Origin of the sequence: Chelativorans sp. AA-79, from assembly GCF_029457495.1 — a bacterium.
GTDB lineage: Bacteria > Pseudomonadota > Alphaproteobacteria > Rhizobiales > Rhizobiaceae > Chelativorans.
Genome location: NZ_CP120361.1, coordinates 393,787 through 418,039, shown reverse-complemented (window position 1 = coordinate 418,039; position 24,253 = coordinate 393,787). Strand labels below are relative to the sequence as shown.

Sequence of the window (24,253 nt, the reverse complement as noted above, 5' to 3'; positions counted from 1 at the left end):
ACTTTTGGGCAATTGCACTGCTGCCGAGGCGCTATTCCCCCGAAAGGGGCTTCTTGAGGGAGAAACGTACTTCCAGCCGGCGGAGCACGGCAAGCACGATTGCTCCCAGAAGGCAAGAGAGCAACGAAATGGTCCAGAGTCCGAGGCCCGCCGCCATGCCCGTGGCGGCGGCAAGCCACATGCCGGCGCCGGTGGTGAGGCCGCGCACCTCGCCACGCTTGAAGATGATGAAGCCCGCGGCAAGGAATGCGACGCCGGACGTGATCGCTTCCACCAGCCGGATGGGATCCGCGCGCACTTGTTCGTCTTCGAAAACCGCCATCGAGACGATTTCTATGGAGACGAGGGCGAAGGTGGCCGATGCCAGGCACACCAGCATGTGCGTTCTCAGACCCGCAGGGCGCTCCGCAAGCTCACGCTCAAAGCCCAGAATACCGCCGAGTATGACGGCCGCAAGCAGCCGCACCGCAATGACCTGCCAAGGCAGCGTCGTGCGAATGGAAAATTCCTCGAGAAGCACATCCATGCCGCCTGCAACGCGGCGCGGCTATACCGGGTTCCCGGAAGCGATCAGGCCTCTGCTTGCCGGCACCATTACGGTATAGATAAAAGGAGCACCGCCAGGGCGCCCCTTTTAGTCCGCGGCGGATCCGCCGGCTTATTCGCTCTTGGGCTCGGCGGTTTCCGCAGCTTCGGCCGCCGCCTTCTCGGCGGCGAGTGCCTCCGCGGCGGCGATTTTCTCGGCCTCGATACGTGCCCGTTCCTGGGCGGCGGCCGCGCGCTCCGCGTCGTTCAGCTTGCGGGCGCGGGCGCCCGTGTTCTCGCCGATACGGGCGGATTTGCCGCGGCGGTCACGCAGGTAGTAGAGCTTGGCGCGGCGCACCTTGCCGCGGCGAACGACCTCGACGCCCTCGACCAGCGGCGAATAGACGGGGAACACACGCTCCACGCCCTCGCCGTAGGAGATCTTGCGCACCGTGAAGTTCTCGTGCATGCCGGATCCGGAGCGGGCGATGCAGACGCCCTCGAAGGCCTGCACGCGGGTGCGATTGCCCTCCGTGACGCGGACCTGCACGCGCAGCGTGTCGCCGGGCGAAAATTCGGGAAGTGTGCGCTTGGCTTCGATCTTCTGGGCCTGCTCGGCCTCAAGCTGACGGATAAGGTCCATCTTTCTATCCTCTTGTTCTTCTCGAAGCGTCAGAGCGCTCGTCCCGCCGGCAGTGATCTCACCACCTTATGAGTGCGTCTCCAAAGGAGGCGCAAGAGCGAATTCACGTTCTTTGTTAAGTGCGGGCCATGGACCTCCCATGGCAGCCGTGGCGCGCACATATACCACATCCCCTGAAGAATCAACATCCGACAGCACGCGTCGGGCCGGGGACCTGCCCGCCCCGGATCGAACCGGGTAGGTCCTCTAGCGACGCCGGGCGCTATCGACCGGCCGCAATCCCTGCGACAATGCCGGTGGCGATGCTGATCAGAAGATATTCGTTGTCGATCTTCACCCACTGCTGTCCCCGGCCGGGCCGCTTGAGGCCGTGGCGGTGCCAGTCGCGAACAGCGGTGCGGCGCTTCCAGTCGGCAATCCGTTGTCCCTTCGCCCAATGGTGCCGGGGCTTCTCGTAGCGTTGAGGCAGATGGGTTCGGGGTTTTACGGGCCGAACGTCGTGCTGATTGTGTCTTGGCCCGTTGTCGCGCGCTTGCGCCATAGGAACAGCGGCGATCGAAACGGCGAGCGCGGCGAGCAGAGCGCGGGAAATGAGTTTCATGGCGGTGTCCTCTTGTTGACGCCTTCGAACCTAGGGACGGCCGGATGAATGGGAGATGAACCCGAACTTAAATAATTGTAATGATTCCAGTAGCTTGTATTTTCCTACTGCTGGATTGCCAACCTGGAGGAGTCAGCCGTCGATCCTGCCCAGATGGGTCTCCTTGAAATCGTCTTGGTGCTTCAAGCCGTAGCCAAGCATACGGTCAGCCGCGATATGTGCGGCGAGGATGACCGCGATCTGCACGAGAAGCGGCGAGCCAATGGCAAGGCCAGCAAGCCAGGCGAGGACCGGGGCAAAGAACGCATGGACTGCGTTGTAGCACCAAGCACCCACGCGCGGGCCTGCAAGATAGCCCAGCATCGAGAGATCGGGTGCCAATACAAGAAGAAGAAAAAGCCACCAATTGCCGCCAACAAGGTGATAGGCGAAGAGTGACGCCAGCAGCAGGGCAGCGCTCTCGATCCTGAGGAGAAGCTTCACCTCCCGCCCCTTGCCTTCTCGTATGCGAGCCAGAGATCGGGCCGCCTCTCCCGCGTCAGCCGTTCAGCCTGTTCGTGCCGCCACTCGGCGATCCTGCGGTGGTTGCCCGAGGTGAGCACCTCGGGAATCGCGTGCCCTTCGAAATCTTGCGGCCGAGTATACTGCGGATGCTCCAGGAGACCGCTTTCGAAGCTTTCTTCCGCGCCGGAAAATTCATTGCCCATGACTCCGGGCAACAGCCGCACCACGGCATCGAGCAGGACGATTGCAGCCGGTTCGCCGCCCGACAGCACATAGTCGCCGATCGAAACCTCCTGCAGGGCGCGGGTCTCGATCACGCGCTGGTCCACGCCTTCAAAGCGTCCGCAGAGAATGACCGCGCCCGGACCGGCGGCCAGCTGACGCACTAAGGCCTGAGTGAGCGGCACCCCGCGAGGACTCATGAGCAGCCGCGGACGGGGGTCGCCCTCCGGTAAGGCATGACCGATGGCGCGGGCAAGCACGTCGGCCCGCATCACCATGCCGGCGCCGCCGCCGGCCGGCGTGTCGTCCACGCTGCGGTGCTTGTCCTGGGCAAAGTCACGAATTTGCACCGTCTCCAGCGACCATATGCCGGCAGCGCGTGCGCGCCCGGCAAGCGACACGTCCAGGGCGCCCGGAAACATCTCCGGATATAACGTAAGGACCGTGGCGCGGAAGCTCATCGGTTGCCTCCGGCGGCTTTCGGCCCGCGGGGGCGCGAGCCGCGGTGCCGGGACCGGTCGGACGTTTCTTCCTCGGGGGCGGCATCTGCCCCGTCGAGCCCGGCTGCCATGCTGTCGATACGCACCATGCCTTCGGAAAAGTCTATTTCGGGCACCGCATCGCGCGTGAAGGGGATCATCAACGTCGAACCGGACTCCTGTCGGAACTCGAGGAGATCGCCTGCACCGAAATTGTGGACCGCGATCACGCGCCCGAGATCTTCATCCGTCTCGTCGACAACTGTTAGGCCGATGAGGTCGGAGTAATAAAATTCGTCTTCCTCGAGTTCCTCGGGCAACACGGAACGGTCGACGAAGAGCGCCTCGCCATTGAGCGCCTCGGCTCCGTTGCGATCGTCCACCCCCTTGAAGCGGACGATGACGACCTCCTTCGCCGGCCGGATTCCGGCGACGATGAAGGAACGACCGTCCGCGGCATAAAGCGGGCCGTAGCTGCCGAGCGCCATGGGATCCTCCGTGAACGCCTTGACGCGGACTTCTCCCTTGATGCCATGAGCCGCGCCGATTACCGCGAGCTGAACCGGATTTTCGAGTCCTACCGGAGTTTTTGGTTTCACCATGCCGTTCCATCGCGCCAAAGGCGCGCCCGTCTGTTCCTGGCAGGTCTTTCTCTTACGAGCCCGCCAGCTTTGCGGCAACGGCCTCTATGCGGGTTGCGAGCTGCGTCAACGAACCCGTGAGCGCGGCATCGTTCTGGTCCGCCTTGAGCAATGCGTCGTCACGCGTCTTGCGCAGGGTGGCGACTTCGTTCTCAAGCCCCCGCATCCGCTTCTGCAGCTCCGACAGCTCGTCCATGACCATGATTCCAGCCATGACGGTGATGCGCTGATCGCCGATCTCGCCGAAGGAATCCTTCAGATGCGTCACATAGCGGTCGAACTGCTGCGCCAAATCCAGGAGGTGCTCTTCCTGCCCCTCCTCGCAAGCCATGCGATAGGCCTTGCCGTCTATCGTAACCGTTACTTGAGCCATGCCACCGCCTACCGATCCAGGACGGCGCGGATCGTCTCCATGGCCGTCACCAGTCTGCGCGAGACCTCGCGGTTGACCTCGGCGAGACGCTCCGCCCGTGCTTCCGACTTGTCGATTTCCTGCGCAAGGCGCGCACGATCGGCGCCCATGCGCTGCACTTCCGCCTCGGCTTCCGAGAAATCATGCTCCTTTTCGAGCTTGGCTTCCGCGGCTGCTTCGAGGCCTTCCATGGCCTTCTCGAGGCGTAAGAGAACTTCCCTCAGCGTGGCATCCCCACTCATCGCAAACATTCCCCGGCCGCCCCGCCCGCGAATTGCGCGCAATCAGAAGATTTTATCCGCAAAAGATTACGCGGCGGGTGAAGGGGGCGTCAACCAGCCGGAAGGGCAATCCCCTGATTGCTCACCCGGTTTCGTGCTCCACTGTGAAATATGAAGCACGGCGGTTGAACCATCCCGCGCCGCGGCTGTTTATTGACTTGGGCAACGCAACTGATATGTGTCCCCTGCTTTTGCGGATGCAAGCCCGACCAATGCCCGACAGACCGGCAGCCGACCAGCGAGCACACATGACTTCACGCGAAAAACACGACCGGATGGCGAATGCGATCCGCTTTCTTTCGATGGACGCCGTAGAAAAGGCAAAGTCCGGGCATCCAGGCCTGCCCATGGGCACGGCGGACATCGCCACGGTGCTCTTCACGCGGTTCATGACGCATGACCCGAAGAATCCCCACTGGCCGGACCGCGACCGCTTCGTGCTTTCGGCCGGGCACGGATCGATGCTGCTTTACTCGTTGCTCTACCTGCTGGGCTACGAAGACATCACGATCGACGAGATCAAGAATTTCCGACAGTTGGGCTCGCGCACGGCCGGACATCCCGAATACGGGTTTGCCGCGGGCATCGAAACGACGACCGGTCCGCTCGGCCAGGGCTTTGCCAATGCCGTGGGCATGGCGATCGCGGAGCGCCTGCTCAACGCCCGTTTCGGCGGCGAACTCGTTGATCACTACACCTATGCGCTGGTGGGCGACGGCTGCCTCATGGAAGGCATCAGCCAGGAGGCGCTGGCGCTTGCGGGCCATCTGCGACTCAATAAGCTCATCGTCATCTTCGACGACAACCAGATCTCCATCGACGGTCCGGTCTCGCTCGCCGATTCGACCGACCAGTGCGAGCGTTTTGCCGCATCCGGCTGGAATGCGATGCGGGCCGACGGGCATGATCCGGATGCCATCGCTTCGGCCATCGAGACGGCGCGTCAATCCGACCGCCCGACGATGATAGCCTTCCGCACGACTATTGGGCGCGGGGCGCCAACCAAGGCGGGCACAAACAAGGCGCACGGCTCGCCACTGGGAGCCGAGGAGATCGCCAAGACGCGGGCGGCGCTCGGCTGGGACGCCCCGCCCTTCGTCGTGCCTTCCGACATTCTCGACGACTGGCGTCTGGCCGGCCTTCGCTCTGCGAAGGAGCGGGTTGCGTGGGAGAAGCGGCTTGCGGCTGCCGATACCGAAACCCGTGCACAATTCGAGCGACGCATGCGCGGTGACTTGCCGGAGGCCTTCTCCGCAGTCATTGCAGACTACAAGCAGAAACTGGCACACGAAAATCCCGCCGTTGCAACCCGCAACGCCTCGGAAATGGCTCTCGAGGTCATCAACGATTGCGTTTCGGAGACCATCGGCGGCTCGGCGGATCTCACCGGCTCCAACAATACCAAGACCAGCCAGACGGCCCCGGTCACGCCGACAGACTTCTCAGGACGCTATATCCATTATGGCATCCGCGAGCACGCCATGGCCGCCGCCATCAACGGCATCGCGCTGCATGGCGGGCTGATCCCCTATGGCGGAACCTTTCTGACCTTCTCCGACTATGCCCGGCCGGCCATGCGGCTCGCATCGCTGATGCACATCCGCTCCATCTTCGTGATGACGCACGATTCCATCGGCCTTGGCGAGGATGGACCGACCCATCAGCCGGTGGAACAGCTGGCGGCGCTGCGCGCGATCCCGAACCACAACGTCTTCCGCCCGGCGGACGCGGTGGAGACGGCAGAGTGCTGGCAACTCGCGCTGGAATCGAGAAAGACGCCGTCGACGCTTGCCCTCACGCGCCAGAAGCTTCAGCCGGTTCGTCTCGAGTTCGAGGAAGAGAATCTTTGTGCGCGCGGCGCCTACGAGCTTCTGCCTGCCAGCGATGATGCCAGGGTGACGATCTTCGCCAGCGGATCGGAGGTGGAGATCGCGGTGAAGGCGCGCTCGATGCTTGAAGACCGCGGCTATCCGAGCCGAGTCGTCTCCGTGCCCTGTTTCGAGCTCTTCGAGCAGCAGCCGCAAGACTATCAGCAAGCGATTCTCGGGAATTCGCCCGTGCGCATCGCCATCGAAGCAGGCGTACGGCAGGGCTGGGACCGCTTCATCGGCACCGACGGAGTCTTCATCGGCATGCACGGCTTCGGAGCCAGCGGGCCCGCGCCGGAACTTTACAAGCATTTCGGCATCACTGCGGAAGCCGCGGTGGAGGCCGCCGAGGCACGCCTGCACGGTTGAGAGTTTGTGGTCGGGCCCGGGCCCGGCACGGTTCGTTTCTTCCACCGGACGCCGTCATCGGAACGGCGTCCCGCCATGCTTGTATGCGTGGCGTCAAGCCCGCCGGAGGTAGTTCATGACTGTCAAAGTAGCGATCAATGGATTTGGCCGCATCGGCCGCAACATCGTCCGGGCGATCTACGAATCCGGCCGGAAAGATATCGATGTGGTCGCCATCAACGATCTCGGTCCCGTCGAAAGCAATGCGCATCTGCTTCGTTACGACAGCGTGCATGGCCGCTTCCCCGCGGACGTGAAGGTCGAGGGCGACAGCATCCGGGTAGATTCGGAATCCTTCAAGGTACTCTCGGAGCGTGATCCTTCGAAGCTGCCCTGGAGGGATCTTGGCGTCGACATCGTGCTCGAATGCACGGGCATCTTCACGTCCAGGGAGAAAGCGTCCGCGCATCTGGAAGCCGGCGCCAAGCGCGTGCTCGTCTCCGCTCCCTCGGATGGGGCCGATCTCACCGTGGTCTACGGCGTGAATCATGATCAGATCACCAAGGACCATCTTGTGATCTCGAATGCATCCTGCACGACCAACTGTCTTGCGCCCGTCGCCAAGGTGCTGAACGATGCTTTCGGCATAGAAAAGGGCTTCATGACCACGGTCCATGCCTATACGGGCGACCAGCCGACGCTCGATACCATGCACAAGGACCTCTACCGCTCCCGCGCGGCAGCCATGTCCGCCATCCCGACGACGACAGGTGCAGCCCGCGCGGTCGGCCTGGTGTTGCCTGAACTCAAGGGCAAGCTCGATGGCGTGTCGATCCGCGTGCCGGTTCCCAATGTTTCCGTCATCGATTTCAAATTCGTCGCCAAGCGCCCTGTGACGGCCGAAGAAGTGAACGCCGCTCTCGTGGCCGCCGCGAACGAGGGGCCGCTCAAGGGCATTCTCGCCTACACGGACGAGAAGCTCGTCTCCATCGACCTCAATCACAATCCCGCCTCTTCGACTTTCGCGCTCGACCAGACGAAGGTCATAGAGGGCGATCTGGTGCGGGTGATGTCCTGGTATGACAACGAGTGGGGCTTCTCCAACCGCATGGCCGATGTCACAGCGGTGATCGCAAAGACGCTCGGCTGACGCCCCCCGCAGTGCATTGGGAAGGCCCGGCGGCCCGCCGGGCTTTTTTGTCTCCAAGCAGCTTGCCTCGACTGCCGGTTTTACCGCACTTTAGCCGTATCGCTCGTTTTAGAGAGGGCTATGGATCAGGCTATCTATTTCATAACGCTTGTCGGCACTGCACTCGTGCTTTTTGCCGCTTTTTCCAGCCTGATCGCGTTCCGCTTCGGCGCACCCCTTCTGCTCATCTTTCTTGGCATCGGGCTTGCCGCCGGTACCGACGGTCTCGGACTTGATTTCGACAGTGCCCCCGTCGCCTTCTTCATTGGATCACTGGCCCTTGCCGTCATCCTCTTCGATTCCGGTTTCGGCACATCCTTTGCCAGCTTTCGTACGGCCTCCTTACCCGCCATCGTGCTGGCCACCGTCGGAGTGGTGATCACGACGACGCTGCTGGGCGTCGTCGCTCACTACGTGGCGGGCTTCGCTTGGCTCGAATCCTTCCTGCTCGGCGCCGCAGTTGCCTCCACCGATGCTGCGGCCGTCTTCTTCCTGCTGCGCGTGGGCAATATCTCTGTGCGCGACCGCGTTCGTTCCACGCTCGAAGTGGAATCGGGCTCAAACGATCCCATGGCGATCTTTCTGACCCTCTCCCTGGTCAGCCTGGTCGGCTCCGGCGAGGTGCTGCAACCCGGTGCCCTTGCCGGCGACGTCGCGCTGGGATTTCTGCGGCAGATGATCGTCGGCTTGGCCGTAGGCCTTGCCGGAGGCTATCTGATCGTACGACTCGTGATGCGGCTGCATCTGGAACAGGGACTGCTGCCCATCTTCGTCCTGGCACTCTCTCTGCTGGTCTTCGCGCTGACAGGCGCGATCGGCGGGTCCGGCTTCCTCGCGGTCTATGTGGCGGGCATGGTCGCGGGCAACGGGCGGCTGCGCTCCACCGCGGCACTGAAGCGCTTCCAGGACGGAGTGACCTGGCTGGCGCAGATCATCATGTTCCTGGTGCTCGGTCTCTTCGCCACGCCGTCGCAGTTCCCGGACATCCTGCTGCCGGCCCTCTTCATAGGGCTCTTCCTCATCTTCGTTGCCCGGCCGGTGGCCGTGGCTCTCTGCCTGGCCCCTTTTCGCTTCTCCAAAGCAGAGACGGCTTTCATTTCATGGGTCGGCCTGCGCGGCGCCGTCTCCATCCTGCTTGCGCTCCTGCCGATCATGGAGGAGGTCGAAGGGGGCCGGGCGCTGTTCAACATCGTCTTCATCGTGGTGCTGGTCTCGCTCGTCGTTCAGGGTTGGAGCATAGGACCGGTCGCGCGCCGCCTCGGCATGATCGTCCCGCCGCGGATCGGGCCGGTGGACAAGGTTGAGCTCGAGCTTCCAGGCTCTGCGCATCACGAGCTCCTCGCCTATCGCGTGGTCGCCGGAAGCCCGGTCGAGCGTGGACAGCGCATTCCGCGCTGGGCTCGGCCATCGCTCGTGGTCCGTGAAGGACGTTCCATGGCCTATCAGTATGCCGGCCGCCTTATGGCCGGCGACCGGGTTTATATCTTCGTGCCCGATCGGTATCCGCAACTGCTCGACCGGCTTTTCGCCAGTCCGACGGAGGTCGACCCGGAAGATGCGGACTTCTTCGGTGCCTTCGCGGTGGATCCCGAACGGCCGACGGCCGACATCGAGGCGGCCTATGCGCTGGGCCTGAGCGAAGAAGATCAGGCCCTCACCATCGCGGACTTTACCCGAATGCGGCTCGGCGGCAGGGCGGAGTATGGCGACCGGGTTTCCCTTGGCAGCATAGAACTCATCGTCCGCGACGTGGACGAGGAGGGCCGCATAACTTCCATCGGCCTTTCCGTGGATCCGCCGGCGCGGCAGACCCAGGTGCCTGCCTTTATCAGCGTGGGCGAGGCCGGAAGCCGGCTGTGGGACCTTTTGCGCCGATGGAGGGCAAGCCGCAGGACCCCTGCGGAAAGCGCAAGCAAGGCTGCCGAGGAATAAAATCCCGCCTTGCCTCGCATGGCGTGAAATGTATCTTGCGCCTCGCATTGCCTAAAGGAGAGTGACGCGATGGCCGGTTTCAAGACCCTGGACGATCTGAAGGATGTCGCGGGAAAGCGCGTCCTCGTACGCGTGGATCTGAATGTGCCGGTGAAAGATGGCGCGGTAACGGACACGACCCGCATCGAACGCGTCGCGCCGACCATCACCGAACTTTCCGACAAGGGCGCCAAGGTGATCCTTCTTGCCCATTTCGGCCGTCCGAAGGGTAAGCCGGATCCCGAATCCTCGCTCCGGCCGATTGCCCATGCCGTGGAAGCCGTGCTCGACCGGCGTGTTCACTTCGCTACAGACAGCGTGGGCGAGGCGGCAAGAACCGCCGTGGCGGAAATGACGAATGGCGACATCCTGCTTCTGGAAAACACGCGCTTCCACCAGGGTGAAGAGAAGAACGACCCGGACTTCGCGAAGGCGCTGGCCGAGAACGGCGATATCTACGTGAACGATGCATTTTCGGCCGCCCACCGCGCGCATGCCTCGACAGAGGGCCTGGCGCATCTCCTGCCGGCCTATGCCGGACGTACGATGCAGGCTGAACTTGATGCACTGGAAAAGGGGCTCGGCAATCCGAAACACCCGGTCCTGGCGATCGTCGGCGGCGCAAAGGTGTCCACGAAGATCGATCTGCTGACGAACCTGGTGAAGAAGGTGGATGGGCTGGTGATCGGTGGGGGCATGGCCAATACCTTCCTGGCGGCGCGCGGGATCGCCGTCGGCAAGTCGCTTTGCGAGCACGACCTTGCGGAAACGGCCAAGCGGATCATGATCGACGCGGCTTCGGCGGGCTGCGCCATCGTGCTGCCGGTCGATGCCGTCGTTGCGCGGAAGTTCGAGGCGGGTGCCGAAAGCGAAACCGTCGACATCGCCGCCGTCCCGGAGGACGGCATGATCCTCGATGTTGGACCGAAATCGGTCGAGAAGGTGAAGGAGTGGCTGGACCACGCCGACACGCTGGTGTGGAACGGCCCCCTCGGCGCGTTTGAGATCGAGCCGTTCGACAAGGCCACTCTGGCGACCGCAAGACATGCCGCCGAACGCACCCGCGAGGGCCTGCTCGTCTCGGTGGCGGGCGGCGGCGATACGGTGGCCGCCCTCAACCAGGCAGGTGTGGCGGAGGAGTTCACTTATGTCTCGACCGCCGGCGGCGCATTTCTTGAATGGATGGAAGGAAAGGAGCTTCCGGGCGTGTCCGCGCTTGGAAAATAATTCCTTTCCTTTCAATCGATTAGGGAGCTTGCCCGGCATTCCGTTTTGACCCGCCATCTGATATCGGCTGGTATCGGCAGATAGGAGGCACAGGATGAGCGAAAGGCTGGAAGACATCGCGGCCAGGATGGTGACTGACGGCAAGGGCATTCTGGCGGCGGACGAAAGCAGCGGCACGATCAAGAAGCGGTTCGACACGATCGGCCTCGAGTCGACGGCGGACAGTCGCCGCGATTACCGTGAGATGCTGTTCAGCGCCGGGGAGGCGATGAAGGACTATATTTCAGGTGTCATCCTTTACGATGAGACCATCCGCCAGCAGGCGAAGGACGGGACGCCGCTCGTCGAGATCATCGGCCGCTCCGACGCGGTGCCGGGAATCAAGGTGGACAAGGGCGCCAAGCCGCTCGCCGGCTTCCCGGGCGAGACCATCACCGAGGGCCTCGACGGCCTGCGCGAGCGTCTCAAGGAATATCACGAGCTCGGCGCTCGCTTTGCCAAGTGGCGCGGGGTGATCTCCATTTCAGACGATCTGCCCACCTGGGGTGCGGTAAAGCAGAATGCCCAAGCGCTCGCCCGTTATGCCGCCCTTTGCCAGGAAGCCGGAATCGTGCCGATCGTGGAACCCGAGGTGCTGATGGACGGCGCGCCCGCCACGCATTCCATCGACCGCTGCTACGAAGTCACCGAATGGGTGCTGAAGACCGTCTTCACCGAACTTTATGATGCGCGCGTCTTGCTCGAAGGCATGGTGCTCAAGCCCAACATGGTGATCGACGGCAAGAACGCACGGAAGGCCTCGCGCGAGGAAGTGGCGGAGAAAACAGTGCGTTGCCTCAAGGCCACCGTGCCGGTAGCCGTGCCTGGCATCGCCTTCCTGTCCGGCGGCCAGTCGGATGAGGAGGCGACGGCGCACCTCTCCATCATGAACGCATCCCACTCAGTGCCCTGGAAGCTTACCTTCTCCTATGGCCGCGCCCTGCAGGCAGCAGCGCTGAAGGCCTGGAGCGGCAAGCAGGAGAATGTCGCCGCCGGTCAGCGTGCCTTCACGCACCGTGCCCGCATGAATGCGCTTGCCGCACGCGGCGACTGGAAGCAGGCGCTGGAGGCGGCCGCCTGAGGTCTGCAGCGGCGGAGGTACGGGTTGTCTCCCGCCCGAACCTCAGCCGTGCATGTGGCTCAGGCCCACCGTGACGGCGATGGCAGCGAGCGCGGCCACGGCGATTTTCCAGAAGTCGCCGCGCTTCTTCAGGCCGGGGAGGCCCAGTGGCCGGATCAGGTGCAGGATCATGGCGGCCACGATTAACAGCGACAGGATTTTGGTCATTCGGCAATCCGGCTGGTGAGCAACGGCCGGTTTGACCGTATTTTTGATGTCCTGTCAAAACGGCGTCTCCGCCGCAAGTCGGGTTTACGCATGCGGCGCCTCCCCTGTAGAACTGGGCAAGTGCTCAGCCGAGGGAGGAAGGCTGCATGGATTCGCGCTATCACGAAGTCTATCGCCGCTGGAAGGAGGAGCCCGAGGTCTTCTGGGCCGAGGCCGCGGCGGAAATCGATTGGTTCAAGCCCTTTGACAGGGTTTTCGATCCCGGCCGGGGGGTCTATGGCCGTTGGTTTACCGGCGCCCTCTGCAACACCTGCTATAACGCCCTCGACCGCCAGATCGAACGCGGACGCGGCGACCAGCTTGCCCTCATCCATGACAGCCCGCTCACCGGCCGCAAGAAGAGCTTCACCTACCGGGAACTGGGGGAGGAAGTGGAGGCGCTGGCCGCCGTGCTGCAAAAGCAAGGCGTGGAAAAAGGCGACCGCGTGGTCATCTACATGCCCATGGTGCCGGAAGCCGCCGTCGCCATGCTTGCCTGCGCGCGGATCGGCGCGGTGCACTCCGTCGTCTTCGGCGGCTTTGCCGCACCCGAGCTTGCAGCGCGCATCAACGATGCCCGGCCGAAGCTCGTCGTCGCCGCCTCCTGCGGCATCGAACCGGGCAGAATCATCGCCTACAAGCCGCTGCTCGACAGGGCGATCGAACTGTCGGAGGCGAAACCGCGGCGCTGCCTCGTGCTGCAACGCCCGGAGCAGACCTGCGAACTCGTTCCGGAGCGGGATATCGACTACCGGGAAGCCGTGGCCGCCATGCGCGGCGAAAGGGTACCCTGCGTACCCGTGGCTGCCACCGATCCGCTCTACATCCTTTACACCTCCGGCACGACCGGACGGCCGAAGGGCGTGGTACGCGACAATGGCGGCCACATGGTCATGCTCAAATGGAGCATGCAGAACGAATTCGGCGTGAAGCCGGGCGAAGTCTTCTGGGCGGCTTCCGATGTGGGCTGGGTCGTGGGGCATTCCTACATCGTCTATGGTCCCCTCCTCCACGGCTGCGCGTCGATCCTCTTTGAGGGCAAGCCGGTGGGCACTCCCGATGCCGGGGCGTTTTGGCGCGTGATCGCCGAGCACGGCGTGGTTGCCCTCTTCACAGCGCCGACGGCTTTTCGCGCCATCCGCACCGCCGATCCGGAAGGCGGGTTCATCCGCAACCACGATCTCTCCCGCTTCCGCACGCTCTTCCTTGCCGGTGAACGCGCGGATCCCGAAACGGTCAAGTGGGCCGAACGGCAGCTCGAAGTGCCGGTGATCGATCACTGGTGGCAGACGGAGACCGGAGCTCCCATCAGCCAGAATCCGGCAGGGCTCGGCCTCCTGCCGGTGAAATACGGCTCGCCGGGCGTACCGATGCCCGGGTTCCAGGTCGAGGTGCTGGATGGAAATGGAGAGCCTGCCCCGGCGGGTATGCTCGGAAATATCGTCATAAAGCTGCCCTTGCCGCCCGGCTCGCTCCCCACGCTCTGGAACGCGGACGATCGCTTCCGCGAGGCCTATCTCACGTCCTTTCCCGGATATTACAAGACGGCCGATGCCGGCTATATCGACGAGGAGGGATATCTTTTCATCATGTCGCGCACGGACGACATCATCAATGTCGCCGGCCACCGCCTGTCGACGGGCGCGATGGAGGAGGTGGTCGCAGAGCATCCCGATGTGGCCGAGTGCGCGGTGATCGGCATCCACGATGCCATGAGGGGTCAGGTGCCCTGCGGCTTCGTGGTGCTGCGTGCCGGTGCATCCCGGTCTATCGAAGAGGTCGAAAAGGAACTGATCGCCACCGTGCGCGGGCGCATCGGCCCCGTTGCTGCCTTCAAGCGCGTGGTGGCCGTGAAGCGCCTGCCGAAAACGCGATCGGGCAAGATTCTGCGCGCCACCATGCAGAAGATCGCCGATGGCGAGCGATGGAGCATCCCCGCCACGATCGACGATCCGGCCATTCTGGACGAGATTTCCGTCGCTCTCGGCCGAGCTGACAGGAGCACTTGACCCCGTGCCCCCGCCGGACCAGTTTGCGGTTGAAGCACGAAGAATCGAGGTGAGCCATGGCACTGGACGGGAAAACAGCGATCGTGACCGGAGCCGCCAGCGGGATTGGCTATGCCATAGCCGAGCGGTTCCTGCGCGAGGGCGTGCGCGTGGTGATTGCGGATGTCGATGGCGAGAAGGGTGCCCGGGCGCTCAAGGATCTTGAGAAGCTGGGTGAAGCCCGTTTCGTGAAGGCGGATGTGGGCAAGAGCCTCGACGTGCACAATCTCATCGCCTCCACCGTCGATGGGCTCGGCGATATCGACATCCTCGTCAACAATGCGGGGATCGTCCATGGGGCGGATTTCCTCGACCTCAGGGAAGAGGATTTCGACCGGGTGTTGCGGGTGAACCTCAAGGGCGTGTTCCTCGTCGGCCAAGCGGTTGCCCGCTTCATGGTGGAGAAAGTGCAGAACGACGGTCCGGCGGGGGCGATCATCAACATGTCGTCGGTCAATGCCGTGTTCGCCATCGCCAACCAAGTGCCCTATTCGGTCTCCAAGGGCGGTGTGAACCAGCTTACCAAAGCCATGGCGCTGTCGCTCGCGCCCTACGGGATCCGCGTCAACGCCATCGGGCCGGGCTCGATCATGACGGACATGCTCGCCAGCGTGAACAGCGATCCGGAAGCCCGTGACCGGATCCTTTCGCGCACGCCGCTCGGCCGCATCGGCGACCCGCAGGAGATCGCCGCCATCGCCGCTTTCCTGGCATCCGACGATTCGAGCTACATCACCGGACAGACCATCTATGCCGATGGCGGTCGCCTCCCGCTCAACTACACCGTGCCGGTGCGGCCGCAGGAATAACCCTGATTGCCGATGCGCGAAGCTTGGGCGAAGCTCCTGACAAAGCGTTGTCACCACGCCCATGAGATAATCCTCCGGTTCGACATTGGAGGATGAAACCATGATCGCCACACGCAATCCGATCGGGCGCACGCTTGAGCGCTGGGCAATGGCCTACCGGCAGCGCAGGCGCCGCAGACTGGGCGAACGTATCATGAACGACTTGCCGGCAAGTCTGCAGCGGGATATCGGTTGGAGCCCGACAGGGCCGGCCCGCCACCGCTGATCCCGGCCGGAGGACAGTATGAATGTTTCGAAAACCATCGGTTTTATTTTCCTCGAGCACTACGCGGATTGGGAGTTCGGCCTCCTTGCGGCTTCTGCGGTGGAATGGTTCGGTGCGCGTGCCGTGGCTGTCACCCCCGATGGGGGTGCTGTCCGCTCCATCGCGGGCTTCCATCTGTCGGGGGAGCGCGGGCTTGCCCCGGAGGAGAATGGCGACCTTGATGCGGCCGCTGTTGTGGGTTCGGAGAGCTGGATGTCGAAGGACGCTCCGGACTGCGCGCCACTTCTGAACGCTGTTTTCGCTCGCGGCGGCATCGTTGGCGGCATCTGCGGCGGTACTCTCGGACTTGCACGCGCCGGGCTCTTTTCCGGGCGGCGTCACACCAGCAATGGGCGCGAGTGGATCAATGAACACGCGCCCGGCTATGCCGGGTCCGACGTCTACCAGGACGTGCCCCATGCCGTCAGCGACGGTCGGGTGATCAGCGCGCCCGGTTCCGCTCCAGGCACCTTTGCGATCGCATTTCTGGAAGCGCTCTACCCCGAGCGCGCGCAGACCATAGCGGAGATGCGGGGGCTTTTTGCCCGAGAGTACCGGGTAGCCTGAGGTTCTTTCTCCGATCCTCGCCTGGCACCCTTCCTGACGGAATGTTGTCAGGAGAGGTGTGACATCTTCGCGCCGTGAAGAAGAGAGGGACATGCCATGTCACCATTTTTGCCCGAGCATGCCGCCGTGTGGTTCGAAATCCCGGCGACGGATTTGGACCGCGCCAGGCGCTTTTACGGCGCGGTGTTGCAAAACACGCTTTACGACATGGAAGGCGGACCCAATCCGATGATTCGTTTCGCGGCCAGGGACGAGAATGCCATAGCCGGTCACCTCTATCCTGGAAAACCAGCGGCTGAAGGAACGGGTCCGACCATACATCTTGCCGTCGACGCTCCGCTGGAAGGCGCGATGGAGCGGGTGACCGCGAACGGCGGCAAGGTCGTTTCGCCGATCATCTCTATTCCTGCCGGCAGGTTCGTGTATTGTCTCGACCCCGACGGCAACAGTTTCGGGCTGTTTGTGTAAGGAGCGGCCATGCGGCGTGCCGACCGTCTCTTTCAGATCGTTCAACATCTGCGCGGTGGCAGGCTGGTGACGGCGCGCATCCTTTCGGAGCGGCTCGAAGTCTCCGAGCGCACCATCTATCGCGATATCGCGGATCTGCAGTCGACCGGCGTCCCGATCGACGGCGAAGCCGGCGTCGGATACCTGATGCGCGAAGGGTTCGAGCTTCCGCCGCTGATGTTCACCCGTGACGAAATCGTCGCGCTGGTGGCTGGCGCTCGCATGGTGCGTGCTTTCGGCGGGGCGGCCATGGCGAGGGCGGCCGAGGAGGCTTTGATCAAGATCGGCAGCGTCTTGCCCGACAGCGAGCGCGACCGGATTTCCAGAACGGAAATCCACACGCCGAGCTGGGGCATAAGCGAAGCCGAGCGCCAGGCCATCGACGTTATGGAGCGTGCCGTCGAGCAGCGGCGCGTGCTCTCCCTCGATTATCGCGACGAAATCGGCCGCGTGACCCAGCGCGATGTGCGCCCGCTTGGCCTCTGGTTCTGGGGCAAGGTCTGGACCCTCGTCGGCTGGTGCGAGCTGCGCGACGACTTCCGCACGTTCCGCATCGATCGCATTGTGGTGATGCAGGATGCCGGGCGCGTCTTCAAGCCCGAGCGGGGCAAGCAGCTCGCCGATTTCTACCGGCGCATGGAGCTACGCGAAGGCGGCGGAAACGGGCACGGGTAGCCTGCCGCCCCTGCCGCGACCGGCTCGGGACATCTACGGATCGATCCGCTTCGGCGTGTCAAAAATCGGTGGCGATCCCCTTCACCTCCCAGTCTCCGTAGCGCGCCGGGTCGAGACCCTTGCGCCCGCCGATCTCGGGCGGCGTATCCGGCTGCTCTTCCGCGCGTCGTCTGCGGCGCTCTTCGGCTTCCTCCAGTGCTCTTCGTGCGGCGGCTGGAAGATCTTCCGGGTTGCGAGCCCGTCGAGCGTCGTTTCCTGCTTCCTCGTTCAATGTTTCATCCTTTCGCGCGCGGCGCGGCCATTTGTTGAATATGCAAGATCCGGTTCCCATCATATAGGCGAACGGATTGTTCCAGTCACATATCGTGGCGCGATCCGCGGAGTTATGGAGCCTTGGGATGAACATGATTCGCACGGCAATGCTTCTGGCGTTCATGACGGCGCTGTTCATGGCCGTCGGTTATCTCATCGGCGGCAGCGGCGGCATGATGATCGCGCTGGTCATCGCCGCGGCCATGAACCTGTTCAGCTACTGGAATGCCGACAAGATGGTGCTCAGGATGCACCACGCGGTGGAGGTGGACGAGCGGACGGCGCCCGAATATTACGGCATCGTGCGCGATCTCGCGCGACGGGCGAATCTGCCGATGCCGCGCGTCTATGTGATCGACAATCCGCAGCCCAACGCATTCGCCACGGGTCGCAACCCGCAGAATGCGGCTGTCGCCGCCACTACCGGCCTGCTCCACCGCCTCACACCTGAGGAGGTGGCCGGCGTGATGGCGCATGAGCTGGCCCATGTGCAGAACCGCGACACGCTGACCATGACGATCACGGCCACCCTTGCCGGCGCGATCTCGATGCTCGGCAACTTCGCCTTCTTCTTCGGCGGCAGCCGCGACAACAACAATCCTCTCGGTTTCATCGGCATCCTGGTGGCCATGATCGTCGCGCCACTGGCCGCCATGATCGTGCAGATGGCGATCAGCCGTACCCGCGAGTACGCCGCGGACCGGCGGGGTGCGGAAATTTGCGGCCAGCCGCTCTGGCTCGCCTCGGCGTTGAACAAGATCTCCCGCGCCGCGCATCAGGTCGTCAATGTCGATGCGGAGCGCAACCCCGCGACGGCGCATCTCTTCATCATCAATCCGCTGTCCGGCCAGCGCATGGATAATCTCTTCTCAACCCATCCGAACACGGAAAACCGGATCGCTGCGCTCCAGGCAATCGCACGCGAGTTCGGGGCTCCTGCATCCGCGTCCGTCGAAGCGGACGAGGCCGGTGCGGACGGACCCTGGGGGCGCGCCGCCAGGCGCGATACCCGCAGGGGCCCCTGGTCGTGAAGGGCGGTGGTGGAGCACAAGGCGCCAGACCGAAGCGCTCAAAGCAACCGCAGATCGAAAGCAAGCCCGGCCTCGACGCCCGCAGGACGGCGGCGCGGCTGCTCGGCGCGGTGGTCGACGCGCGCACGCCTCTGGATGCCCTTACCGATAACGAGCATGGACACCCGCAATTCCTTGCCCTCGAGCCGCGCGACCGCGCGCTGGTGCGGGCCATCGTGGTCAGCGCGCTGCGCCACCGCTGCACGATCGAGAAACTCATCGGCAGACGGCTCGACAGGCCCCTGCCGCCCAACGCCCATTCGCTCTCGCACATCCTGCATGTGGGTGCCGCGCAGATTCTCTTCCTCGACGTGCCGGACAGCGCGGCGGTGGACCTCTCCGTGAGCCAGGCGAAGGCCGATCCCCGTGCCTCCCGCTTTTCCGGCCTGGTGAATGCCGTCCTCCGCAACATCGCCCGCCATAAGGATCAGTTGCCGAAGGCGTTGGAGAACACGCACGACGCCCCGGCCTGGTTCACCGAGCGGCTGGAGGCCGTCTATGGCGACGAGCAGGCGGATGCGATCCTGCAGGCACACCGGATCGAGCCGCCGGTCGACTTCACCGTGAAATCCAATCCCGGTCTCTGGGCCGAACGACTTGGCGGGCGGGTGCTGCCCAACGGGTCGGTTCGGCTCGATCGGCTGCCCGCGCCTGTGCCGGAGCTGCCGGGCTTTTCGGAGGGTGCCTGGTGGGTGCAGGATGCCGCCGCCAGCCTGCCCGCGCGGCTCCTAGGCGATGTGGAGGGGCTCGCGGTCGCGGATCTCTGCGCCGCCCCCGGCGGCAAGACCGCCGCGCTTGCGCTGGCCGGTGCGAAAGTGACAGCTGTCGACCTTTCCGCGAGCCGCCTGAAGCGCCTCGAGGCCAATCTCGACCGGTTGCAACTCCATGCGGAGGTGGTGCGTGCCGATGCGCTGACCTGGAGTCCGGACCGCCGGTTCGACGCGATTCTGCTCGATGCGCCCTGCTCGTCCACCGGCACCGTACGCCGGCATCCGGACGTGCCGTGGACCAAGACGCCGGATGACATCGCAAAGTTGGCGGAACTTCAAGGGCGGCTGCTCGAGCATGCCCTCACGCTCGTGCATCCGAGCGGTATGGTGGTCTTCGCGAATTGCTCGCTCGATCCCTCCGAGGGTGAGGATCTGGTGCGGGACCTGCTCGCGAGGCGCGGAGACGTCGCCCTGGAGCCGATCCTCGCGGAGGAACTGCCCGGAGCGGAGCATTTCGTCACGGGCGAAGGGTTCCTGCGCACGACACCCGCGCTTGGGGACGATGAAGGGCAGCTCTGCGAGATCGACGGCTTCTTCGCCGCACGGCTCAGGCTTCGATAGGGATTTTGCCCTTCGCACAAGCTTTTGAATCATTTACTGTCTCGCGTCGGGGCACCTCCTCGCCACCGGTCGGAGGGCAGCAATCGAGGTATGTATTTGAGGATGGCCAGCGGCTTCAGCCCGCTCCTGTGGGATCTTGCGGCACGCCAAGCGTGGAAGCGCCTGCGCCGCAGGCTGCGCGCCGGTCCCGCCTATCGCTGGCGCTATACCGGACGCACGCCCGAGAGGCTCCTCCTCGCTCCGCCGGACCTGCGCATCGCGGATGCCGAGATCGCGCGGGAGATTTATCACGGCCGCTTCCTCCTCGCCGGCCATCTGGTGGAGACCGGGGGGCAATCGCCGTTCCACATGGACGTGCATAATCATGCGTGGCTGGAGGAGTTGCACGGGTTTCGCTGGCTGCGTCATCTCCACGCGGCACAGACGGACCTCGCCTCGGCAAATGCCCGGGCGCTCGTTGCCGACTGGATCACGCTTCACGGGCGTCGCATCGCCGGTATTGCCTGGCAACCAGCGGTCACGGCGCGGCGCATCATCGCCTGGTTGCAGCATTCCGCCGTGGTGCTGCAAGGAGCCGACCTTCCCGCCTACCGTCAATATTTGAAACTGCTGGCCATCCAGGTGCGCTATCTGCGCTCCGTGGTTTCGGAGATGCCGGATGGGGAGGAGAAGCTGCGCGCGAGGATCGCACTCGCCTTCGCCTCCCTCTCTTTTCCGACTTCCGTTGCGGCGATGCGGGCGGCAACGCGGAATCTCAGCGCCGAGCTCGACCACCAGATCCTGCCGGACGGCGGCCATATCTCCCGCAATCCCCGTGCCATGATGGAGCTTCTGGCCGACCTCCTGCCGCTGCGGCAGACCTATGGCATCCAGGCCGAGCCGCCGCCGGATGCGCTGGTCGGCGCGGTCGAGCGCATGCTGCCGGCGTTGCGCTTCTTCCGCCACCAGGACGGCAGCCTCGCCCGCTTCAACGGCATGGGCGTCACGGTGCACGACCGCGTCGCGGCCATCCTGAGGCATGACGACACCGGCGGCGCTCCGCTCTCCCATGCGCCGCATTCGGGCTATGAACGGCTTTCGATGGGCAGCACGACGGTGATCGCCGACACGGCCGCGCCGCCCCCCGCGGAGCTTTCGAACATGGCCCATGCGGGATGCCTCTCCTTCGAGCTTTCGTCGGGGCGGCATCAGTTCATCGTCAATTGCGGCATCGACAGTTTCGGCGCCGAGGCCTTTCGGCCCCTTGCGCGCGCGACCGCCGCCCACTCCACGGCAACGCTCAACGACACCTCCCAGGCGCGGTTCGCGCTGCCGGCAGGCTGGGACGACTGGGTAGGCACGCCGCTTGTCGGCGGGCCGCGCAAGGTGACCTGCCGTCGGATGGATTCGGATGGGAGGCTGGGCTTCATCGCAAGCCATGACGGCTACGTCTCCCGGTTCGGCCTCCTGCACGAACGCGAATTCACGCTGATGCAGGAGGGAACGATGGTGCGCGGCTCGGACCGCTTCCTGCGCCCGGGCGGCGCTCCGCCGGAACAGGCGACCGCCGTCGCCGTGCGCTTCCATCTCCATCCGGACATCGAGCTTTACCGCGACGAGGCCGGGCTTTTGATCCTGGCGGGCGAAAGCACCGATACCTGGGTGTTCACCTGCGAGGATGTGGAGCCCGTGGTGGAGGAGTCGATCTTCTTCGCCGCGATCGCGGGGCCCTCCCGCAGCCGGCAGATCGTGCTGCACTTCAAGGCGAACGCGCTTCCCGAAGTGCGGTGGCAGCTTGTGCGCACCCACAGCATCCTTTCGCGAGCCTGAGTCGGAAGGTTTTTCAGCGACTTGATTTGAGCGGGAGCTGTGGTAGGCCAGCAGCCTGCCATGAGGGTTGCCATGTCCGTTTCCGCCAAGAACATTCCCGCGCCTGACCTCGTGCCTGTCCGGCGGGCGCTCATTTCCGTCTCCGACAAGACCGGCATCGTCGATTTCGCCCGCGCCCTCGCTGCCCGGGAGGTCGCACTTGCCTCGACCGGCGGGACGGCCGCCCTGCTCGCGCAAAATGAGGTGGGAGTGACGGATGTATCGCAACTCACGGGCTTTCCGGAGGTCATGGATGGGCGCGTGAAAACCTTGCATCCTGTGGTGCATGGAGGCTTGCTCGCCATCCGCGACGACCCGGAGCACCGCGCCGCGATGGACGCGCATGCCATCAAGCCCATCGACCTCGTAGTGATCAATCTCTATCCCTTCGAGGATGTGCGCTTCGGCGGCGGGGACTATGCGACCACGGTGGAGAATATCGATATCGGCGGGCCGGCCATGTTGCGCGCTGCGGCCAAGAACCATGCCTATGTGGCCGTTGTGACCGATCCGGCCGACTACGCGCGCGTGCTGGCGGCGCTGGAGGAAAACAACGGCGCTCTGCCCTACCGGCTTCGTCAGGAACTGGCAGCCAAGGCCTATGCCCGTACGGCGGCCTATGACGCGGCCATCTCGCAGTGGTTCGCCGGGACGCTCTCGATCGCCGAGCCGGAATGGCGCGCCTTCGGCGGCCGGCTCGCGCAAGTGATGCGCTATGGCGAGAACCCGCACCAGCAGGCCGGCTTCTACACCACCGGCGAGAAGCGGCCGGGCGTAGCGACCGTGCGCCAGGTGCAGGGCAAGCAGCTTTCCTACAACAATATCAACGACACCGATGCCGCCTTCGAGCTCGTCTCCGAATTCGACCCGCGGAAAAGTGCGGCCGTGGCGATCATCAAGCATGCCAATCCGTGCGGCGTGGCAGAAGGTGGCTCGCTCGCCGAGGCCTATCGCAAGGCGCTTGCCTGCGACCCGGTTTCCGCCTTCGGCGGCATCGTGGCGCTGAACCGGCCGCTCGACGCGGAGGCTGCGGAGGAGATCGCGAAGATCTTCACCGAGGTCATCATCGCACCGGACGCGGCGGAAGACGCGGTCGCGGTGATCGCGACCAAGAAGAACCTGCGGCTGCTTCTTGCAGGCAGCGTCGCGGACCCACGCCAGCCGGGACTCTCGGCCAAGACGGTAGCCGGCGGGCTGCTCGTGCAGACACGCGACAATGGCGTGATCGACGATCTCGAGCTGAAGGTGGTCACCAAACGCACGCCCAGCGAGCAGGAGATGGCGGACCTCAAATTCGCCTTTCGGATCGCCAAGCATGTGAAGTCGAACGCCATCGTTTATGCGAAGGAACTCGCGACGGTGGGCATAGGCGCCGGCCAGATGAGCCGCGTCGATTCTGCACGGATCGCAGCGCGCAAAGCCCAGGACGCTGCTACCGCCGCGGGTGGCGGAGAGCCGCTGACGAAGGGCTCGGTGGTCGCCTCGGATGCCTTCTTCCCCTTCGCAGACGGATTGCTTTCGGCCATCGAGGCGGGGGCCACGGCCGTCATCCAGCCAGGTGGATCGATGCGTGACGACGAGGTGATCAAAGCCGCCGACGAGCATGGCATCGCCATGGTCTTCACCGGCATGCGGCATTTCCGGCACTGACCTGTCCGTCATCGCACGGGCAGGAACTGTGGCAAAAAAACGACTTATCAATTCGGAGAAGCGGCCATCGACGCGTCAGCCCTCCCTTGGATCGAACGGTTCATTAAGGCAAACTTGCCGATTGGGTCGGCTCCGTCCGTCCCTGAAATTCTTTTGCATCATGCGGGTCCAAGGAGCGGACTTTCGCGCCTTGCCGAAAGGGATGAGGATTTCGGCACCCCTTACTGGGCATATGATTGGGGTGGCGGTCTGGCGCTCGCGCGCCACATCTTGGATAATCCGGAAATCGTCGTCGGCCGACGCGTACTCGATCTGGGCGCCGGCTCCGGGATCGTCGCCATTGCAGCGATGAGGGCGGGCGCGGAGGAGGCAATCGCCGCCGACACCGACCCCTACGCCATAGCGGCGATAGACCTGAACGCCTCAGCCAACGGCGTTGCAATCGTACCTTTCCGGGGAGACCCGACGGCAGCGCCGCCACCAGCGGTCGACCTTGTGCTGGTCGGAGACCTCTTCTACGACCGCAGTCTTGCCGAACGTGTCACCATATTTCTTGAACAGTGCCTTGCATCCAACATCGAGGTCCTGATTGGCGATCCGTGGCGTGCCTTTCTGCCTCGCACGCGGCTTCAACTGCTTGCCGACTATCCGGGTCCGGATTTCGGAGACATCAACCGGTTTGAGCAGAGGAAGAATGCCGTCTTTTCATTTGGACCTGTGCGCCGGAATGGCCGTCAGCCCCTATCCTTTTGAGCTCTACAGTCCACCCCCACTCCTGAAAGCGGCTGCTCTTGAAAGGCGCAGGAGAGCTGCACTCCGTTGACGGAAGGTCTGGTCTACCCGGAGAGAAGCCTC

Annotated in this window: 26 protein-coding genes; 16 read left to right on the top strand and 10 right to left on the bottom strand. The window is 64.0% G+C overall.

Features of this window, described 5'->3' with window-relative positions:
- Positions 1–31: 31 nt before the first annotated feature.
- From PVE73_RS02050 to PVE73_RS02015, 8 genes are all read right to left on the bottom strand, one after another.
- Positions 32–526 carry an MgtC/SapB family protein gene (locus tag PVE73_RS02050; protein ID WP_277365351.1) on the bottom strand — a complete coding sequence of 165 codons (495 nt, stop codon included), beginning with the start codon at positions 524–526 and terminating at the stop codon, positions 32–34.
- A gap of 132 nt (positions 527–658) precedes the next feature.
- Entirely contained in the window at positions 659–1,168 is a 510-nt protein-coding gene (gene rplS / locus PVE73_RS02045) for a 50S ribosomal protein L19 (protein ID WP_277365350.1), read from the bottom strand.
- A 262-nt stretch (positions 1,169–1,430) separates the two neighbouring features.
- Positions 1,431–1,769, bottom strand: a complete 339-nt coding sequence (locus PVE73_RS02040) for an RcnB family protein (protein WP_277365349.1) — start codon at positions 1,767–1,769, stop codon at positions 1,431–1,433.
- A 132-nt stretch (positions 1,770–1,901) separates the two neighbouring features.
- Positions 1,902–2,252, bottom strand: coding sequence for a DUF4260 domain-containing protein (locus PVE73_RS02035; protein WP_277365348.1), 351 nt, complete (start codon positions 2,250–2,252; stop codon positions 1,902–1,904).
- Entirely contained in the window at positions 2,249–2,956 is a 708-nt protein-coding gene (trmD, locus tag PVE73_RS02030; RefSeq protein WP_277365347.1) for a tRNA (guanosine(37)-N1)-methyltransferase TrmD, read from the bottom strand. The genes PVE73_RS02035 and trmD overlap by 4 nt, the downstream gene beginning before the upstream one ends.
- Positions 2,953–3,573, bottom strand: a complete 621-nt coding sequence (rimM, locus tag PVE73_RS02025) for a ribosome maturation factor RimM (protein WP_277365346.1) — start codon at positions 3,571–3,573, stop codon at positions 2,953–2,955. The genes trmD and rimM overlap by 4 nt, the downstream gene beginning before the upstream one ends.
- A gap of 55 nt (positions 3,574–3,628) precedes the next feature.
- Positions 3,629–3,988: a cell division protein ZapA gene (locus tag PVE73_RS02020; RefSeq protein ID WP_277365345.1), complete on the bottom strand. Its 360-nt coding sequence runs from the start codon at positions 3,986–3,988 to the stop codon at positions 3,629–3,631.
- Between the two features lie 8 nt (positions 3,989–3,996).
- The gene (locus tag PVE73_RS02015; protein WP_277365344.1) at positions 3,997–4,269 is read right to left on the bottom strand and encodes a DUF4164 domain-containing protein; all 273 of its coding nucleotides are present in this window, start codon (positions 4,267–4,269) and stop codon (positions 3,997–3,999) included.
- Positions 4,270–4,556: 287 nt separating this feature from the next.
- Here PVE73_RS02015 and tkt point away from each other — a divergent pair, with 287 nt between their 5' ends.
- The 5 genes from tkt (at position 4,557) to PVE73_RS01990 (ending at position 12,031) form a co-directional block, all read left to right on the top strand.
- Positions 4,557–6,545: a transketolase gene (gene tkt / locus PVE73_RS02010; RefSeq protein WP_277365343.1), complete on the top strand. Its 1,989-nt coding sequence runs from the start codon at positions 4,557–4,559 to the stop codon at positions 6,543–6,545.
- Positions 6,546–6,660: 115 nt separating this feature from the next.
- Positions 6,661–7,674 carry a type I glyceraldehyde-3-phosphate dehydrogenase gene (gene gap, locus PVE73_RS02005; protein ID WP_277365342.1) on the top strand — a complete coding sequence of 338 codons (1,014 nt, stop codon included), beginning with the start codon at positions 6,661–6,663 and terminating at the stop codon, positions 7,672–7,674.
- A gap of 120 nt (positions 7,675–7,794) precedes the next feature.
- A complete protein-coding gene (locus PVE73_RS02000; RefSeq protein WP_277365341.1) occupies positions 7,795–9,645 on the top strand; it encodes a potassium/proton antiporter in 1,851 nt (616 codons plus the stop codon).
- Between the two features lie 69 nt (positions 9,646–9,714).
- Complete coding sequence (locus PVE73_RS01995) at positions 9,715–10,911, top strand: phosphoglycerate kinase (RefSeq protein ID WP_277365340.1); 1,197 nt, start codon at positions 9,715–9,717, stop codon at positions 10,909–10,911.
- Positions 10,912–11,005: 94 nt separating this feature from the next.
- Positions 11,006–12,031 (top strand): class I fructose-bisphosphate aldolase, encoded by a 1,026-nt coding sequence (locus PVE73_RS01990; RefSeq protein WP_277365339.1) that lies wholly within the window; start codon positions 11,006–11,008, stop codon positions 12,029–12,031.
- Positions 12,032–12,073: 42 nt separating this feature from the next.
- On the opposite strand, the gene PVE73_RS01985 is transcribed toward PVE73_RS01990, so the two are convergent.
- A complete protein-coding gene (locus PVE73_RS01985) occupies positions 12,074–12,238 on the bottom strand; it encodes a hypothetical protein (RefSeq protein ID WP_277365338.1) in 165 nt (54 codons plus the stop codon).
- 146 nt (positions 12,239–12,384) lie between these two features.
- Here PVE73_RS01985 and PVE73_RS01980 point away from each other — a divergent pair, with 146 nt between their 5' ends.
- The 6 genes from PVE73_RS01980 to PVE73_RS01955 all read left to right on the top strand — a co-directional run bounded on the left by PVE73_RS01980 (position 12,385) and on the right by PVE73_RS01955 (position 17,187).
- Positions 12,385–14,286: a propionyl-CoA synthetase gene (locus PVE73_RS01980; protein WP_277365337.1), complete on the top strand. Its 1,902-nt coding sequence runs from the start codon at positions 12,385–12,387 to the stop codon at positions 14,284–14,286.
- A 56-nt stretch (positions 14,287–14,342) separates the two neighbouring features.
- The gene (locus PVE73_RS01975) at positions 14,343–15,134 is read left to right on the top strand and encodes an SDR family oxidoreductase (protein ID WP_277365336.1); all 792 of its coding nucleotides are present in this window, start codon (positions 14,343–14,345) and stop codon (positions 15,132–15,134) included.
- 100 nt (positions 15,135–15,234) lie between these two features.
- Positions 15,235–15,399, top strand: a complete 165-nt coding sequence (locus PVE73_RS01970) for a hypothetical protein (RefSeq protein ID WP_277365335.1) — start codon at positions 15,235–15,237, stop codon at positions 15,397–15,399.
- A gap of 18 nt (positions 15,400–15,417) precedes the next feature.
- Entirely contained in the window at positions 15,418–16,005 is a 588-nt protein-coding gene (locus tag PVE73_RS01965) for a DJ-1/PfpI family protein (protein WP_277365334.1), read from the top strand.
- Between the two features lie 96 nt (positions 16,006–16,101).
- A complete protein-coding gene (locus PVE73_RS01960; protein ID WP_277365333.1) occupies positions 16,102–16,473 on the top strand; it encodes a VOC family protein in 372 nt (123 codons plus the stop codon).
- Positions 16,474–16,482: 9 nt separating this feature from the next.
- Positions 16,483–17,187: a YafY family protein gene (locus PVE73_RS01955; protein WP_277365332.1), complete on the top strand. Its 705-nt coding sequence runs from the start codon at positions 16,483–16,485 to the stop codon at positions 17,185–17,187.
- A gap of 58 nt (positions 17,188–17,245) precedes the next feature.
- Here the strand turns inward: PVE73_RS01955 and PVE73_RS01950 are convergent, their stop codons facing one another.
- Positions 17,246–17,458: a DUF1674 domain-containing protein gene (locus PVE73_RS01950; protein ID WP_346772393.1), complete on the bottom strand. Its 213-nt coding sequence runs from the start codon at positions 17,456–17,458 to the stop codon at positions 17,246–17,248.
- A gap of 127 nt (positions 17,459–17,585) precedes the next feature.
- Here PVE73_RS01950 and htpX point away from each other — a divergent pair, with 127 nt between their 5' ends.
- From htpX to PVE73_RS01925, 5 genes are all read left to right on the top strand, one after another.
- Positions 17,586–18,530 (top strand): zinc metalloprotease HtpX, encoded by a 945-nt coding sequence (htpX, locus tag PVE73_RS01945; protein ID WP_277365331.1) that lies wholly within the window; start codon positions 17,586–17,588, stop codon positions 18,528–18,530.
- 53 nt (positions 18,531–18,583) lie between these two features.
- Positions 18,584–19,900, top strand: a complete 1,317-nt coding sequence (locus PVE73_RS01940) for a transcription antitermination factor NusB (RefSeq protein ID WP_277367313.1) — start codon at positions 18,584–18,586, stop codon at positions 19,898–19,900.
- Positions 19,901–20,002: 102 nt separating this feature from the next.
- Entirely contained in the window at positions 20,003–21,709 is a 1,707-nt protein-coding gene (locus PVE73_RS01935) for a heparinase II/III family protein (RefSeq protein WP_277367312.1), read from the top strand.
- Between the two features lie 72 nt (positions 21,710–21,781).
- Positions 21,782–23,398 (top strand): bifunctional phosphoribosylaminoimidazolecarboxamide formyltransferase/IMP cyclohydrolase, encoded by a 1,617-nt coding sequence (gene purH, locus PVE73_RS01930; protein ID WP_277365330.1) that lies wholly within the window; start codon positions 21,782–21,784, stop codon positions 23,396–23,398.
- Between the two features lie 147 nt (positions 23,399–23,545).
- Positions 23,546–24,151, top strand: a complete 606-nt coding sequence (locus PVE73_RS01925) for a 50S ribosomal protein L11 methyltransferase (protein WP_346772417.1) — start codon at positions 23,546–23,548, stop codon at positions 24,149–24,151.
- Positions 24,152–24,253 lie beyond the last annotated feature (102 nt).